General features: G+C 72.7%; 16 protein-coding genes. 3 read left to right on the top strand and 13 right to left on the bottom strand.

Annotation, left to right across the window (positions count from 1 at the left end):
- Window positions 1-41 precede the first annotated feature (41 nt).
- The gene (locus tag PCC79_RS05935; protein ID WP_232549721.1) at window positions 42-1,067 is read left to right on the top strand and encodes a hypothetical protein; all 1,026 of its coding nucleotides are present in this window, start codon (window positions 42-44) and stop codon (window positions 1,065-1,067) included.
- A 137-nt stretch (window positions 1,068-1,204) separates the two neighbouring features.
- The gene (locus tag PCC79_RS05930; protein ID WP_342373277.1) at window positions 1,205-3,670 is read left to right on the top strand and encodes a LuxR C-terminal-related transcriptional regulator; all 2,466 of its coding nucleotides are present in this window, start codon (window positions 1,205-1,207) and stop codon (window positions 3,668-3,670) included.
- Between the two features lie 24 nt (window positions 3,671-3,694).
- Here PCC79_RS05930 and PCC79_RS05925 read toward each other — a convergent pair whose 3' ends face one another.
- The 13 genes from PCC79_RS05925 to rpsP all read right to left on the bottom strand — a co-directional run bounded on the left by PCC79_RS05925 (window position 3,695) and on the right by rpsP (window position 14,092).
- Complete coding sequence (locus PCC79_RS05925) at window positions 3,695-4,984, bottom strand: D-arabinono-1,4-lactone oxidase (RefSeq protein WP_342373276.1); 1,290 nt, start codon at window positions 4,982-4,984, stop codon at window positions 3,695-3,697.
- Window positions 4,981-6,138, bottom strand: a complete 1,158-nt coding sequence (locus tag PCC79_RS05920; protein WP_232549724.1) for an alanine racemase — start codon at window positions 6,136-6,138, stop codon at window positions 4,981-4,983. The genes PCC79_RS05925 and PCC79_RS05920 overlap by 4 nt, the downstream gene beginning before the upstream one ends.
- 5 nt (window positions 6,139-6,143) lie before the next feature.
- Window positions 6,144-6,455, bottom strand: a complete 312-nt coding sequence (locus PCC79_RS05915; RefSeq protein WP_182815893.1) for a DUF2469 domain-containing protein — start codon at window positions 6,453-6,455, stop codon at window positions 6,144-6,146.
- Window positions 6,452-7,090, bottom strand: coding sequence for a ribonuclease HII (locus tag PCC79_RS05910; protein ID WP_232549725.1), 639 nt, complete (start codon window positions 7,088-7,090; stop codon window positions 6,452-6,454). The genes PCC79_RS05915 and PCC79_RS05910 overlap by 4 nt, the downstream gene beginning before the upstream one ends.
- Window positions 7,091-7,094: 4 nt before the next feature.
- Window positions 7,095-7,871: a signal peptidase I gene (gene lepB / locus PCC79_RS05905; RefSeq protein WP_342373275.1), complete on the bottom strand. Its 777-nt coding sequence runs from the start codon at window positions 7,869-7,871 to the stop codon at window positions 7,095-7,097.
- A 24-nt stretch (window positions 7,872-7,895) separates the two neighbouring features.
- Complete coding sequence (gene rplS, locus PCC79_RS05900; protein ID WP_342373274.1) at window positions 7,896-8,246, bottom strand: 50S ribosomal protein L19; 351 nt, start codon at window positions 8,244-8,246, stop codon at window positions 7,896-7,898.
- A gap of 210 nt (window positions 8,247-8,456) precedes the next feature.
- Complete coding sequence (locus tag PCC79_RS05895; protein WP_232549728.1) at window positions 8,457-9,218, bottom strand: succinate dehydrogenase/fumarate reductase iron-sulfur subunit; 762 nt, start codon at window positions 9,216-9,218, stop codon at window positions 8,457-8,459.
- Complete coding sequence (locus tag PCC79_RS05890) at window positions 9,215-11,239, bottom strand: fumarate reductase/succinate dehydrogenase flavoprotein subunit (RefSeq protein WP_342373273.1); 2,025 nt, start codon at window positions 11,237-11,239, stop codon at window positions 9,215-9,217. The genes PCC79_RS05895 and PCC79_RS05890 overlap by 4 nt, the downstream gene beginning before the upstream one ends.
- A complete protein-coding gene (locus PCC79_RS05885; RefSeq protein WP_232549730.1) occupies window positions 11,239-11,940 on the bottom strand; it encodes a succinate dehydrogenase cytochrome b subunit in 702 nt (233 codons plus the stop codon). Before PCC79_RS05885 ends, PCC79_RS05890 begins: the two co-directional genes overlap by 1 nt.
- Before the next feature lie 99 nt (window positions 11,941-12,039).
- Window positions 12,040-12,777, bottom strand: coding sequence for a tRNA (guanosine(37)-N1)-methyltransferase TrmD (gene trmD, locus PCC79_RS05880; RefSeq protein ID WP_232549731.1), 738 nt, complete (start codon window positions 12,775-12,777; stop codon window positions 12,040-12,042).
- Between the two features lie 2 nt (window positions 12,778-12,779).
- Window positions 12,780-13,310: a ribosome maturation factor RimM gene (rimM, locus tag PCC79_RS05875; RefSeq protein WP_232549732.1), complete on the bottom strand. Its 531-nt coding sequence runs from the start codon at window positions 13,308-13,310 to the stop codon at window positions 12,780-12,782.
- Between the two features lie 63 nt (window positions 13,311-13,373).
- Window positions 13,374-13,625: an RNA-binding protein gene (locus tag PCC79_RS05870; RefSeq protein ID WP_232549733.1), complete on the bottom strand. Its 252-nt coding sequence runs from the start codon at window positions 13,623-13,625 to the stop codon at window positions 13,374-13,376.
- 2 nt (window positions 13,626-13,627) lie between these two features.
- Window positions 13,628-14,092, bottom strand: coding sequence for a 30S ribosomal protein S16 (gene rpsP / locus PCC79_RS05865; protein ID WP_232549734.1), 465 nt, complete (start codon window positions 14,090-14,092; stop codon window positions 13,628-13,630).
- Between the two features lie 280 nt (window positions 14,093-14,372).
- Between rpsP and PCC79_RS05860 the strand changes: the two genes are divergently transcribed.
- Window positions 14,373-14,897 (top strand): gamma carbonic anhydrase family protein, encoded by a 525-nt coding sequence (locus PCC79_RS05860; protein WP_342373272.1) that lies wholly within the window; start codon window positions 14,373-14,375, stop codon window positions 14,895-14,897.
- Window positions 14,898-14,905 lie beyond the last annotated feature (8 nt).

Here is a 14,905-nt window from a genome sequence, read left to right as displayed (position 1 = left end):
CGCTGTGGAAAACTCCCGCCTCCCCGCTTAGGGTTGTGGACGTGGCCCGCCCCGACAAGACACGCCCGCGTCGCAGCCCGGCGGCGATCGGCGCCCTCACGCTGACGCTCGTCGTCACCCTCGTCGTGGGCGCCCTGGCGGTGGACGCGGCAGTCACCGCTGCGACGAGCCCGGAACGGCGCACGACCGTGGTGGAGGCCAGCCCCGGCGTCCGCGACGCCGCGACGTACGACCCGCGCTTCGCCGTCGTCTTCCTCAACGGCCTGGGCCTGGACATCAGTGGCCGCCAGGCCCTGGCCCTGGCCCCGTCGGTCGGCCGGTACGGCCGGGTGCTGGCCCTCGAGTACGCCAGTGTGTTCGACCCCGACGAAGCCGCGGACGCCCTCCACGACATCCTCGCGCCCCCGGGTGACGGCCAAACCCCGGTGTACCTGGGCCTCGTGGCGTCCTCGATGGGCGACGTGCGCGGGCTGGAGGTCGTCGCGTCCCTGGAGCAGCGTCACCCCGACGTCCGTGTGGTCGGTTTCGTCGTCAACACCGGCCCCGGCCCTGGCAAGCGCACCCGCGTGCGCGGCGGCCGGACGGTGCAGGCACTGCTGGACCAGTCGTGCTGGCTGGTCGCCCCCGGACGCGTCACCCTCGGCCTGCTCGAGGTGCTGAACCAGAATTCCCAGGGGCACGTGAACAGCACGCGTGACGTGGCGCAGGCCTACCGCTCGGGCACCTCCTACCGGGGCCGGGTCATCGTCAACCAGCTCTGCAGCCTGACGCGCGCCTCGGCGCTGGAGGAGCCGCCCCGCATGCCCTACTCCGTCTACCTCACCACCGGCGACCCGGCCGACGACGTGATGGTCGACACCGAGGGCGCCTACGCGGACTGGCGGGAGGTGTTGCCCGGCATGGAGCTCATCCGGGTTCCCGGGGCCACCCACGACAACCTGTCCTACCGACCCGACCTGTTCAACCCGCTGTTCGCCGACGTGATTCTTCCGCGCCTACGCGCCGAGCAGGTGGCGCGCACGCCGCGAAGCCACCAACCCGGCCTCGGGGCGAACCGGCCCGTGTGAGCCGCCCCGGGCACGCCCCGCCGTGGAATACTGACCGGAGAACCAGACGAGCCACGCCCTCGGCCGTCACCCGCGGTGACCCACGCGGGCCCGGCCTCGCCCGGCGTGACGCCAGCGATGCGGCGAGGAGGACCCGGATGACCCTCGATCCGTCCCCCCTGCCGAGGGCGGCGGCCCCACGTCTGGCGCCTCGCTTCCATCACGCCACCGCCACGGCAGTCCACGCGCCGGCCGAGTACTGGCCGGCCGCGCTGACGGCGGCCGCGCTCGCCCACGCGACCGGACGCCCACCGGTCCGCCTGCACCTGCCGGGGGACGCGGCCCACCTGCCCGGAGCCCTGGCCGGCGCCAGCCCGGTGCTGGTGCTCGTGGACGACCCCGCGGCGGCACCCGTGGCGGCGGAGGAGGTCCGCCGCGTGGCCACCTCGGATCCTCCGGCCTCGGTGTGGGCGGTGGTCTGCGCCGGCGACGCCACACCCACCGAGGCGCAGCTCGCCGCGTTCGACCTGGTGCTCGACCATCGCGACCTCACCCTGACGACCGCCGAGGTCCTCTCCGCCCTGCCCTGTACCCCCACCACGGACGAGGCCCACGCGCTGCTCGCCGCCACCGGGGGCGTCCCCGCCCTCGTGGGTCCGTGGACTCGGGCCGGCCCGAAGCCGACCGACCCCGAGCCCCGCGACGCCACCCTCAGCCACACCGCCCCCCAAGACCCTGCCTTCCGCGACCGGGCCACCGCCACCATGACCCGTCTCGCCCGGGCGTGGGCCGACCGCAGCGCCGCGGCCGTCGCGGCCGATCCGCTGCTCGGGCTGCACGTGTGGTGCGGCCGGCTGCACGAAGAGAGCGTCGCTCTGCTCGCGTCCCGGTTGGCAGCGGCACCGGTGCCGCTCGCCGCGGTCCGTCGGACCCGCTCCTGTTCGCTGGTGACGCGCGTCGACGGGCACGACCCTGCGCTGCCCGGTGCTCTCGCCGCCGCGTTGCAGGCCGGTCCCCGCCGCGCCGCGCCCGGCCGGAAGGCCGTCGTCGCCGCCGCCCTGGCCGCTCCCGTCCCGGCGTTGGAGGCGGTCCGGCTGTTCACCCGGCTGGGTGCCTGGGCCGCGCTGGACCACGTCCTCGGGACCGCGGCCCACCTCCTCGTGCACCTCACCCCTGCCCAACGTCGGCGGTGTGCCTCGGCCTGGCCCTCGCCCGTGCCGGAGCGCCTGACGCACCTCGCGGCCGGCCGGCGGTTCGTGGATCCGCAGGAACCCCGGCCGTCCGCACCGGGCGTGCTCAATGGCTGGCTCGACCTCGGCCGCCTCCACCTGGCGGAAGCACCCCAGCGTGGTGGGCCGAGCCAGGCGGTGCGCGAGCAGATCACGCGGGTCATCGCGCCCGGACGGCCCTGGACGCAGGCGGAGGCGTCCGCCGATCTCGCCACCGTGCACACCTTCCTCACCGACCTGTGCCACCAGGTGGAGAGTGCCGGCGTCCGGGCCCGCGCCGACGAGGCGGCATCCCTCATCTCGTTGTCGTTGGCGGCCAGCGAGGCCGCGGTGCGCATCGGCGACCTGCAGGTGGCGCTGTCGCTGGTCCGGCTCGCGACCCGACTCATGCACGCCCTCGGCACCCGCGCCGCCTGGTTCCCGTTGCTGCGCCCCAGCGTCCTCGCGCACGCGGCGTTCACCAGCGCCGTCGTCGGCTCCCCCGCCGTGGCGACCGTCCGCCTGGAGAGCTACGCCCACCACACCCACGCTGATCCCCCCGACGAGACCACCGCCGAGCTCGCGGATCTCGCGGCCCGGCTCGTCGCCCTCGACCGCGGGTCCATCCCGGCCGACGCGCCGCTGGAGTTCGTCGACACCGAGCGGGACTTCGCGCCCGAGGACGCCCTCGCCCGCGCGCGCGGCGTCCTGCTGCGGCACGGGCCGGCGGCGGCCGCCGAGTGGCTGCACGCCATGCTCGGCCGTGCGGCGTGGACCGAGAGCCCAGCTTGGGCGTGGTGGGGGCTGCGCGCCGCGTTGGTGTTGCTGCACGCTCGGGCGGGACAGCCGGGACGGGCCCAGCAGGTGCTGGAACGCGCACCGCTGCCGCCGGCCCTCGGCATGGCCGTCCGCGCCCACCTCGCGCTGGCGGGCGGCCACCCCGCCGCCGCCGAGAAGATGGCGCACGAGGTGCTCGCGCTGGCCGACCTTGCCCCCCACTGGCGGCTGCTGGCGCTCGGCGCCCGGCTCGAGGCGCTGCTGGCGGACGGCCGCCGGGCGGAGAGCGAGGTGGCGCTGGCCGCCGAACCGTGGGACGAGCAGGTCGGCACCGTCGCCCTCTTCCCCGACCGGGTCCGCGCCCTGGTCACCGCCCGGCTCGCCTCCCCCGCGGTGCGCGCGCTGCCAGGCCTGGCTGCGGACGCCGCCCCCCCGGTCCTCCCGGACGTCAAACTCACCCGACGCCAGCTCGACGTCCTGCGCGCGCTGGCCACCGACGCCACCATGGCCCAGGTGGCCCAGGAGCTCTTCCTCGGCACCGAGACCGTCCGTTCGACCGCGAAGGAGCTCTACCGCCGCCTCGGCGTCCACGACCGGCACAGCGCCGTCGAGGTGGGCCGCGCCCTCGGCCTGCTCTGAGCCGGCGCCCCATCCGGCCAGGGGTCAGGGCCCGAGGATGCGCTCCAGGTGAGGGTTGGTCAGCACCCGGGCAGGATCGCAGCGCTCACGCACGGCGAGGAAGTCCTCGAAGTGCGGGTGGAGCTCCGCGAGCCGCGCCGCGTCCACCGTGTGCAGCTTGCCCCAGTGCGGACGCCCGTCGTACGCCGCCATGATCGTCTCGAACGCCGCGAACACGTCGGCGAAGCCGCCGCGCACGTGTTGGTGGCACGCCACATACGCCGTGGCGCGCCCCTGCGCGCCGGACAGCCACACGTCGTCGGCGGCCAGGAACCGGACCTCCAGGGGAAAGGTCACGGCGGCGCGCGTCCGGTCGAACCAGGCGCGCAGGTCGCGCAGCGCCGGGACGACCGCAGCCCGCGGCAGGGCGTACTCGCTCTCGGCGAAGCGCACCGACCGCTCAGAGCAGAACACCTGCGCCGAGGCGTCGGTGTAGGTGCGCCGGCCCAGGGTTGCGGCGCTGAGCCGGTTGAGCGCCGGCACCCACCCGGGACGAGCCGCCCCCACCCGGTTGACCAGCTCGTAGGCACGGTTGCCCAGCAGGTGGTCACTCAGGTGGCTCTGCCACCGCGGCAGGGGACGGCCCCCGCCGTCGTCCACGCGGTGGTTCCGGCGCGTCGAGGCGACGCGCGTGTGCGGGAACCAGAAGAACTCCGCGTGATCGGCCGAGGCGACGAAGGCGTCGACGTCGGCGAGCACGGCGTCCAGCGGTTCGGGCCCCTCCTCGGCCCGCAACCGGAACGCCGGCACCGTCGCGAGCTCCACCTCGGTCACCACACCCAGCGCCCCCAGGCTGATCCGCGCCGCCTCGAACAGCCCATCCCCCGGGGCGGTGGCGTGGATCTGCCCGTCGGGCGTCACCAGCGTGAGCCCCGTCACCGCGGACGCCAGCCCGTGCAGCCGCCCCCCCGTGCCGTGCGTGCCGGTGGCCAGGGCGCCGGCCAGGCGCTGCCGGTCGATGTCGCCGAGGTTCGGCAGCGCCAGCCCGTGCGCCGCGAGCGCCGCGTTCAGATCACCCAGGACGATCCCGGCACCCACCCGGACCCGTCCCCCGCCGTCGGCGATCACCCGGACGCCGCACAGGCGCCGCAGGTCCACCGCGAGATCCACCGGGCGCGCCACCGCGCTGAACGAGTGACCCGCACCGATCGGTCGCACCCGGCGTCCGTGTTCGGACGCCTCGCGCAGCAACGCCGAGACCTCCGCGGTGGCGGCCGGCTCGGCCACCTCGATGCCGCAGACCGACGACGTGTCGGCCCAATTGCTCCACCTCATCCGAAGTTCCTCCCCTCGCCCCGGTACGTGGGCACCACGTCGACGACGCGGCCCGCGTCCGCGAGGTGCACCGCGTCGAAGCGCTCGAGCACCTCCCCGGCCTTGGCCGGTCGAAACCAGACGGGGTCGCCCACGCGCAAGCGGCGCGCCCGGCGGCCCCGCACGGGGGTCTGCACCTCCCCGGCCCCCTCCAACCCCAGCAGCCGCAGCCCGGACGCCGGACGCGGCAGCCGGTCGGGGCCCGCGGCGCCCGAGGCCGCGTAGCCGCCGGCGAACACCGTCACCAACCCCCGCCCCGGACGCCGCACCACGGGGGTCGCGAACCACAGGGCCGCCCGGGGTGCGAACCCGTCGTAGCCGTCGAACAGGGCCGGGCCGTACAACCCCGAACCGGCCGCCACCTCCGTGATCACCGGGTCGGCACCGAACCGGTCGAGACTTCCCGTGCCGCCGACGTTGACGAACTCCAACGGGGCGACCTCGCGCAGCGCCGCCACGATCCCCGTGCGGCGCCGCGCCAGCTGGGCCAGCGAGCGGCGCTTCACCCAGCGGACCGCAGCCGAGGCGTCCGCCACCCCCGCCACCTGCGCGTCGTAGAACAGAGCGCCGACCACAACGAACCCGCGCGCCACCGCGTGGCGCGCGACCGCGGCGGCGTGGGACGGCGTCCACACCGGCGAACGGCGGGCACCGATCCGCAGCGGCCCCAGCCGCAGGCCGGCATCCACGTCCACCGCGACGCGCACCCCCGCGCCCGACCCGAGCGCGCCGGCCCACAGCTCCAGCTGCTCGGTCGCGTCCACGGCCAACGTGATCGCGCGGCGCAGGGCTGCGTCGGCGGCCACCGTGCGCAGGGCGGCGAGGTCGGCGCTGGGGTAGGCGACGAAGACGTCGTCGCTCGTGCCGGTGCGCACCAGCCAGATCGCCTCGGCCAGCGAGTACGCCATCACCCCGGCGAAACCGGGGCGGGCCAGCGTCCGCTCCAGCAGGGCCCGGCAGCGCAGCGATTTCGACGCCACGCGGATGGGCCTCCCGCCGGCCCGGCGCACCAAGTCGTCGGCGTTGGCGTCGAACGCCGCGAGATCGACGACGGCCGCGGGCGCGCCCGGGACGAGCAGCGGCAGGTCGGGCGGCGTCGCCCCGGCACGGACCATGGCCGTCAGAGGTTGTCGGGAACCTGGAGCTCGGAGTGCGCGATCTCCTCGATCGACACGTCGCGGAAGGTCAGCACCTTCGCCGACTTCACGAAGCGGGCAGGCCGGTACATGTCCCACACCCAGGCGTCGCCCATCGAGACCTCGTAGTACACGTCGCCACCCTCGGTGCGCACCTTCAGGTCGACGGCGTTGCACAGGTAGAAGCGGCGCTCGGTCTCCACCGCGTAGGTGAAGATGCCCACCACGTCCTTGTACTCGCGGTAGAGCTGCAGCTCCAGCTCGGATTCGTACTGCTCGAGATCCTCGGTGCTCATGGTCGCTCCAGCCTAGTGGCTCGGCGCACGTTGTCCCACTTCATGCGATGGATCGCGCACGGGCCCTGCGCGTCGAGCTCGGACTGGTGCAACGGGGTGCAGTACCCCTTGTGCACGTCGAACGCGTAGGTGGGGTGATCGCCGGCGTAGGCGGTCATGATGGCGTCGCGCGTCACCTTGGCCACCACGGACGCCGCGGCGACGCTGGCGGCCACGGCGTCGCCCTTCCACATCGCCAACGACGGGGTGCCGAGCCCGTCCACCCCGAACCCGTCGGTCAGGACGAAGTCGGGCCGCACCTCGAGCAGCGCGACCGCTCGGCGCAGCGCCTCCAGGTTCGCGACGTGCATGCCGAGGTGGTCGCACTCGGCGGGCTCCACCCGCACCACCGACCAGGCCAGCGCCGCGCTCGTGATGGCCGCATACAGCCGCTCCCGGGCGCGGGCCGTCAGCTTCTTGGAGTCGTTGAGGCCCTCGAGGGGCCGGGGCGGCAGGACGACCGCCGCCGCCACCAGCGGGCCGGCACAGGCACCGCGCCCGGCCTCGTCGGCCCCGGCCACGCGGGCGAACCCGGCCCGGCCGAGGGCCCGTTCGTACCCGTAGAGGCCGGCATCGCGGCGCACGACGAAGGCCACGGCGTCAGCAGGGGGGCAGTTCCCCGGTGACCGTCGGCTCCAGCGGCGCCGGCTGGGGGGCGTCGCCGATGGCCGCGAAGGTGGCGGGCGTCGCGAAGCCGCGCCAGCGGTCGAACGGGAAAATGGTGGCCGTCGCCCGCCCGACGACGGATTCGGTCAGGGGGAACGCCCCGAGCCCGGCGATGCCGCCCACCGCCTCGTCGAGGTGGCAGCGCGAGTCGGCCGAGTTGGTGCGGTGGTCACCGAGGACGAACACGCGTCCGACGGGAACGACCACGTCGAACGGGTAGGTCGAGGCGCCGTCCTGCACCCCGGAGGGATCCGTGTACAGGTAGGACGTCTCGTCCAGCGCCGCGCCGTTCACCGTGATGCGGCCGCCCGTGTCGCAGCAGACGACGTGGTCGCCCGCCAGGCCGATGACCCGCTTCACGAGGTGGTTCGTGGCCTCGTCGGGCACGAGCCCCACGAACGTCAACGCCTCCTGCCACCACTGGCGGGTGTACCGGTCGGGGTTGCCCAGCCATTCGAGGTCGTCGCGGAACACGACGACGTCACCGCGCTCGAAGCCGCCCAGCTTGAGCACGGCGACGCGGTCGCCGACGTCGAGGGTGGTCTCCATCGACCGGCTCGGGATGAGGAACACCTGGAGCAGGAACAGACGCAGGACCGTGGAGGCGATGAGCGCCCCGACCACCACGATGAGCACCTCTTTGAGGAAGCTCCACGCCCCGGCAGCTGCCCGCTGGGGTTGGGGTGCGCGGTCCTGCTCGTCCGACTCCACGGCCCTGTTCCTGTGCGCGCGCACTCAGTTGTCGCGCTTCTCCTTGATCTTGGCCGCCTTGCCGCGCAGCCCGCGCAGGTAGTACAGCTTCGCGCGGCGGACCTCGCCGCGGCGCTCGACCTCGATCTTCTCGATGATCGGGGAGTGCAGCGGGAAGGTGCGCTCCACGCCGGTGCCGAAGGACACCTTGCGGACGGTGAAGGCCTCGCCCACGCCGCGCCCGTTGCGAGCGATGACCACGCCGGCGAACACCTGGATGCGGGAGCGGGTGCCCTCGACGACGCGGACGTGCACGCGCACGGAGTCGCCGGGACGGAAGTCGGGGATGTCGCTGCGCAGCTGCTCGGCTGCGAGCTCGGAGATGATCTGGTTCATGGGAGGTCCTCGCCGGTGCCGCAGGTCACCTGGTAGTCGACAGTGTTCGTGGGCGCTGCACCTGTCCCCCCCCGGCAGGGGCGCAGCACAACCTGACCAAGTTTGCCACACCCGTCCGAGCCGGCGAAATCGACCCTCGGACGCGACCCGGCCGGCCCCGCAGCACGTGCGGGGCCGGCCGGGTCAGAGCCAGAGCAACAGGCGTACCTGCTACTTGCCGTCCTTGCGGAACAGCGCCTTGATGAGGTCGCGGTTCAGCTGGCTGATCGTGTCGAGCGGGATCTGCTTGGGGCAGACCGCCGCGCACTCGCCGATGTTGGTGCACCCTCCGAAGCCGAGCTCGTCCTGCGTCGCGACCATCGCCTTGACGCGGGAGTAGCGCTCCGGCTGCCCCTGGGGCAGCATCGCCAGGTGCGTGATCTTCGCCGAGGTGAACAGCATCGACGACCCGTTCGGGCACGCCGCGACGCAGGCGCCGCAGCCGATGCACGTGGCGGCGTCGAAGGCACGGTCGGCCTCGATCTTCGGAGCCGGCACGGAGTGGGCCTCCGGCGCCGCGCCCGCGTTGACCGAGATGAAGCCCCCGGCCTGGATGATCCGGTCGAACGCCGTCCGGTCGACCACCAGGTCCTTGATCACCGGGAACGCCCCCGCCCGCCAGGGCTCCACGTCGATCGTCGCCCCGTCGGCGAACGACCGCATGTGCAACTGGCAGGTCGTGGTCGGCACCGGCGAGGACGCGCGGCCGTGCGCGGAGCCGTTGATCACGACGCCGCACATGCCGCAGATGCCCTCGCGGCAGTCGTGGTCGAACGCGATGGGCTCCTCGCCCTTGAGCGTCAGGTCCTCGTTCAGCAGGTCGAGCATCTCGAGGAAGCTCATGTCCTCCGACACGCCCTCGACGCGGTAGGAGACCATCTTCCCCTCCGCGCTGGCGCTGGCCTGCCGCCAGACTCGCAGGTTGATGATCACTTGTAGCTCCTCTGCTTCAGCTCGACGTTGTCGTACACGAGCGCTTCCTTGTGCAGCACCGGCTTGTTGCCCACGCCGGTGAACTCCCACGCCGCGACGTACAGGAACTCGTCGTCGTGGCGCAGCGCCTCCCCGTCCTCGGTCTGGGACTCGGCGCGGAAGTGTCCGCCGCAGGACTCCCGGCGGTGGAGGGCGTCCACGCACATCAGCTCGCCCATCTCCAGGAAGTCGGCCACGCGGCCGGCGCGCTCGAGGGTCTGGTTGAAGTCCTCGTTCAGCCCCGTCACCTTCACGTCGCGCCAGAACTCCTCGCGGAGCTCCCGGATGCGCGCGATCGCGAACGTCAGGCCCTCCTCGGTCCGCTCCATGCCGCAGTACTCCCACATGATGGTGCCGAGCTCCTTGTGGAAGCTGTCCACCGTGCGGCTGCCGTTGATCGCGAGCAGGCGCTCCACGCGCGAGGTCGTCTCCCGCAGCGCCTCGACCACCGCCGGGTGGTCGGCCCCCACCTTCTCGAACGGCCCCTTCGACAGGTAGTCGTTGATGGTGTTCGGCAGCACGAAGTAGCCGTCGGCGAGGCCCTGCATGAGCGCGGACGCGCCCAGGCGGTTGGCGCCGTGGTCGGAGAAGTTCGCCTCACCGGTGACGTACAGGCCGGTGATGTTGCTCATCAGGTCGTAGTCGACCCACAGCCCGCCCATCGTGTAGTGCACGGCCGGGTAGATGCGCATCGGCGTCTCGTACGGGTTCTCGCCCGTGATCTGGGCGTACATGTCGAACAGGTTGCCGTACTTGTTCTCCACTGTCTGGCGGCCCATGCGCTCGATCGCGGACGCGAAGTCGAGGTAGACACCGCGGCGGACGCGGCGGGTCTCGCCGGTCTCGTGGTCGACCTCCTCCACGGCCGGGCCGACACCGCGGCCCTCGTCACACCGGTTCTTGGCCTGCCGCGACGCGATGTCGCGGGGCACCAGGTTGCCGAAGGCCGGGTAGATCCGCTCCAGGTAGTAGTCGCGGTCCTCCTCGGCGATCTCGCGCGGATCCTTGTCGCAGTCCTCGGCGTTCTTCGGCACCCAGATCCGGCCGTCGTTGCGCAACGACTCGCTCATGAGCGTCAGCTTCGACTGCGTGTCGCCGTGCACGGGGATGCAGGTGGGGTGGATCTGCGTGTAGCAGGGGTTGCCGAAGTAGGCGCCCTTGCGGTGGGCCCGCCAGCAGGCGGTCACGTTGCAGCCCATCGCATTGGTCGAGAGGAAGAACACGTTGCCGTAGCCGCCGGTGGCGAGCACGACGGCGTCCGCCGTGTGCGCCTCGATGGCGCCGGTGACCATGTTGCGGGTCACGATGCCGCGGGCGCGGCCGTCGACGAGGATCAGCTCGAGCATCTCGTGGCGGGCGAACATCTGCACCGTGCCCGCCGCGACCTGGCGCTCCAGGCTCTGGTAGGCACCGATCAGCAACTGCTGGCCCGTCTGGCCGCGCGCATAGAAGGTGCGCTGCACCTGCACGCCGCCGAAGCTGCGGTTGTCGAGCAGGCCGCCGTACTCGCGGGCGAACGGGACGCCTTGGGCGACGCACTGGTCGATGATGTTCGCGCTGACCTCGGCCAGCCGGTACACGTTGTTCTCCCGGGCGCGGTAGTCGCCGCCCTTCACCGTGTCGTAGAACAGCCGGTACGTCGAGTCGTTGTCGTTGCGGTAGTTCTTCGCCGCATTGATGCCGCCCTGCGCTGCGATGGAGTGGGCGCGGCGCGGGCTGTCCTGGTAGCAGAAGTTCAGCACGTTGTAGCCGGCCTCGCCCAGCGTCGCCGCCGCGGCGCCGCCCGCCAAGCCGGTGCCGACCACGATCACGCTCAGCTTGCGGCGGTTGGCCGGGTTGACCAGGGCCGCGCCGAACTTGCGCTGGCTCCACTTGCGGTCGATCGGGCCGTCAGGGGCCTTGGTGTCACCGATGTCGGCGCCGACCTCGAAGTAGGCCCCCGCACCCGGGTTCTGCGTCGTCTCGTTCACTGCCGTCGCCATCACTGCACCCATCCGAAGAGAACCGCCACCGGCATGATCATGAAGCCCACGAACAACACCACCGCGATCACCCACGCGAGCCCGTTGAGGAAGGCGCGGGCCGAGGGGGAGGTGTTGGCGCCGAGCGTCGTCAACGCGCTCCACACGCCGTGGCGCACATGCAGGCACACGACGAACACCCAGACGGCGTAGGCGAGCACCAGCCACCACTGGGAGAAGGTCGCGATCACCATGTGGTACGGCTCGGAGCCGGACGCGAAGCCCGTCGTCACGAGTTGGGCGGTGAACTGCAGCAGGTGGAAGATCAGGCCGATCAGCAGGATGACGCCGCCCCACTGCATGGTGCGGGCCGCATACGTCTGCTGGTGGTTGTGCCCGTGGGCGTACTTGCTGGAGCGCGAGCTCACGTTGCGCGCGCTCAGCACCGCGGCCGCGTACACGTGACCCGCGATGGCCGCGAGCATGACGAAGCGGAAGATCCAGATGAACCACCCCTCCGGCACCAGCGGGTAGAGGATCTCCCCCTTCAGCCAGTGTGCGTAGTGGTCGAAGGCATCCGCGCCGAGGAACACCTTCAGGTTGCCGTACATGTGCGCCAGCAGGAAGACGACCATGATCAGACCCGTCAGTGCCATGAGCACCTTCAGGGCGACGGTCGATCTGACAGCCCGCTGGTGGGGAGTCAAAGTTGTCGTAGCCACGGGTCAACCCTAGACAAACACTCCTGCCTTGTCGTGTCTTCCCACGCGATTTCGCGAGATCGCCCCGACGTGGGTCGATTCGGGCCCCCACTGCGGCATTTACGCCAGTTCGGCGTCCCCTATTTCGGCCGCGGGCGGGGTGTCGGGGAGCAGATCCGGACGTCGTGCCCGCGTGCGTTCCAGCGACTGCTCGGCCCGCCAGGCGGCCACCTGACCGTGGTGGCCGGACAGGAGCACCGGCGGCACGTCGAGCCCCCGCCAGCTCAGCGGCTTGGTGTACACCGGGTACTCCAGCCAGCCGGCCCCGGCGACACTGTGGGACTCCTCCACCAGGCTCGCCGGGTTGCCCACGACGCCGGGCAGCAGCCGCACGACGGCCTCCAGGATCGCGAGGACAGCGACCTCTCCCCCGTTGAGCACGTAGTCGCCCAGCGACACCTCGCGCACGGGCATCCGGGTGCGCGCGTGCTCGACCACGCGGGCGTCGATGCCCTCGTAGCGGCCGCAGGCGAACAGCAGGTGGGGCAGCGCGGCGAACTCGTGGGCGGTGGCCTGCCGGAACGGTTCGCCGCTCGGGGTCGGGACGACGAGCGTCGGCGGGGCGTCGGCCCGCCCCAGCACGGCGTCGAACGCCTCGCCCCAGGGCTCGGGCTTCATCACCATGCCGGCGCCCCCGCCGTAGGGGGTGTCGTCCACCGTGCGGTGGCGGTCGTGCGTCCAGGCCCGCAGGTCGTGGACGCGCCAGTCCACCAGGCCCGCCGCCCGCGCCTTGCCGATGAGCGACAGGTCCAGCGGCGCGAAGTAGTCGGGGAAGATCGTGACGATGTCGGCCTGCACGCTCACTCCTGTTCGGTGAGCAGGCCGCCGACGTCCGCCACCTGGACGAACCCGGCCGCGAGGTCGACGACGGGCACCAGCGCGCCCACGAACGGCACGAGCCGCTGCCCGGTGGGGGTGTCGACCACCAGGGTGTCGTGGGCCGGCAGGTGCAGCACTTCCCGGACGCGACCCGCCTCGGCCCCGGTGTGGTCGCGCACCACGAGGCCGACCAGCTGCCGGTCGTAGAACTCGTCGGCGTCCATGGGCGCCTCGTCGGCCGGCACGTCGACCCACAGTTCCGCCCCGCGCAGCGCCTCGGCCGCCGTCCGGTCCCCCACCCCCTCGAACGCCAGCAGCAGCGTGCCGGAGTGCCAGCGGGCCTCCCGCACGGTGCGCTCGGACGCGCGCCCCTGCGGTGGGGTGACCCGCAGCCGCGCACCGGGTACGAAGCGGCGTTCGGGCTCGTCGGTGCGGACGTGGACGCTGACCTCACCGCGCAATCCGTGGGCGCGCCCCACGGTGCCGACCAGCACGTCGATCTCGCTCGCCATCTCGGCCTCCTGCCGTGGAAAAGACGGATCCCCGGGCCGCGCGGCCCGGGGATCCGTGGTGGTTCAGTTGCGGCGCGACCGCCGGTCGACGTCGATGAAGTCGACCCGCACCTGCTCGCGGCCGGCCAGGGCCGTGATGACGGTGCGCAGCGCGCTCGCCGTGCGGCCCTGGCGTCCGATCACCTTGCCGATGTCCTCGGGGTTCACCCGCACCTCGAGGGTGCGCACGCGACGCCGTTCGAGGTCGGACACGGTGACGTCGTCCGGATTGGTCACGAGGCCCCGGACGAGGTGCTCCAGCGCGTCGGGCAGCACGATCAGGCCTCGTCGGTCGACTCGGCGGCGTCGGCCTCGGCGGTCTCACCCTCCGCAGCAGACTCCTCGGCCGGCGCGTCGGCGCCCTTGGCCCGGCGACCCGTGATCGCACCGGCGGCGGGCTCGTCGTCGGCCTCGGCGAGCGCGGCGTTGAAGGCGGCCAGCTTGTCGGACTTCTCCGGCTGCGGCGTGATGCCGGACGGGGCGTCCTCGCCGGAGAACTTCTGCCAATCGCCGGAGAGCTTGAGGATCTCGCGGACGGTGTCGGACGGCTGCGCACCGACGCCCAGCCAGTACAGGGCCCGCTCGGAGTTGACCTCGATGATCGACGGGTCGTTCTTCGGCTGGTAGATGCCGATCTCCTCGATCGCCCGGCCGTCACGCTTGGTGCGACCGTCCATGACGACGATGCGGTACATCGGGGTGCGGATCTTGCCCATCCGCTTGAGACGAATCTTGGTGGCCACGGGTGTGGTTTCTCCTGTTGGAACATGCCCCCGCACGTGCGGGGACGGATCGGGTGAGCCGCCCATCCGGTGTGGGACGCCGGCGCGGGTGGACTCGGAGTGGACGTGTTCACGGCGTGAGAGGGCACCGCGAACACAGCGCACCGTTCATTGTGCCAGACCGGCCCGCCTTCGGGCCAACCCGGCCGCCACCCGCCCCACCACCACGCCCCCACCGCCCCGCCCCATCACCCACTCGGGTCGACGCCCGCCGGGGCCCCCGGCGGCTAGGCTCGCCACCATGCGCTACGAGATCGACGGGCAGCGACCGGTGACGACCCCGGACGCCTTCATCGCCCCCACCGCCACCCTGGTGGGGAACGCCACGGTGGGCGCCGGGGCCAGTGTGTGGTTCGGGGCGGTGATCCGCGCGGACGGCGACGCCGTGAGCCTGGGCGAGCGCAGCAACCTGCAGGACAACGCGGTCGTCCATGCCGACCCCGGCTTCCCCGCCCGCATCGGCGACGACGTCTCGATCGGTCACGCCGCGGTCATCCACGGCTGCACGATCGGCGACCGGGTGCTCATCGGGATGGGCGCCACCGTGATGAACGGCGCCGTCATCGGCTCGGACACCCTGGTCGCGGCTGGCGCCCTGATCTCGGAGGGCACCACGATCCCGCCCCGCTCCCTCGTGGTGGGCGTCCCGGGCAAGGTCCGCCGGTCCCTGGAGCCCGACGAGGTCGCCCGGGTCGCCCGCAACGCGGCCGTCTACGTCGACCGCGCCCGCCAGTATGCGGCGGGGGGTCGGCTCCTCGAGGACTGACCCCCGGC

Source organism: Propioniciclava soli (genome assembly GCF_038502305.1).
Taxonomy (GTDB): Bacteria; Actinomycetota; Actinomycetes; order Propionibacteriales; family Propionibacteriaceae; genus Propioniciclava; species Propioniciclava soli.
Note: the sequence above shows the minus strand (reverse complement) of the source record. Positions and strands in the feature narration are given on the sequence as shown.

Excerpts from the sequence above, each read along its gene's own strand:
- PCC79_RS05930 (WP_342373277.1), top strand. The coding sequence starts at position 1,205 with ATGACCCTCGATCCGTCCCCCCTGCCGAGGGCGGCGGCCCCACGTCTG.
- PCC79_RS05925 (WP_342373276.1), bottom strand. The coding sequence starts at position 4,984 with ATGAGGTGGAGCAATTGGGCCGACACGTCGTCGGTCTGCGGCATCGAG.
- PCC79_RS05920 (WP_232549724.1), bottom strand. The coding sequence starts at position 6,138 with ATGGTCCGTGCCGGGGCGACGCCGCCCGACCTGCCGCTGCTCGTCCCG.
- PCC79_RS05915 (WP_182815893.1), bottom strand. The coding sequence starts at position 6,455 with ATGAGCACCGAGGATCTCGAGCAGTACGAATCCGAGCTGGAGCTGCAG.
- rplS (WP_342373274.1), bottom strand. The coding sequence starts at position 8,246 with ATGAACCAGATCATCTCCGAGCTCGCAGCCGAGCAGCTGCGCAGCGAC.
- PCC79_RS05890 (WP_342373273.1), bottom strand. The coding sequence starts at position 11,239 with ATGGCGACGGCAGTGAACGAGACGACGCAGAACCCGGGTGCGGGGGCC.
- rimM (WP_232549732.1), bottom strand. The coding sequence starts at position 13,310 with ATGGCGAGCGAGATCGACGTGCTGGTCGGCACCGTGGGGCGCGCCCAC.
- PCC79_RS05860 (WP_342373272.1), top strand. The coding sequence starts at position 14,373 with ATGCGCTACGAGATCGACGGGCAGCGACCGGTGACGACCCCGGACGCC.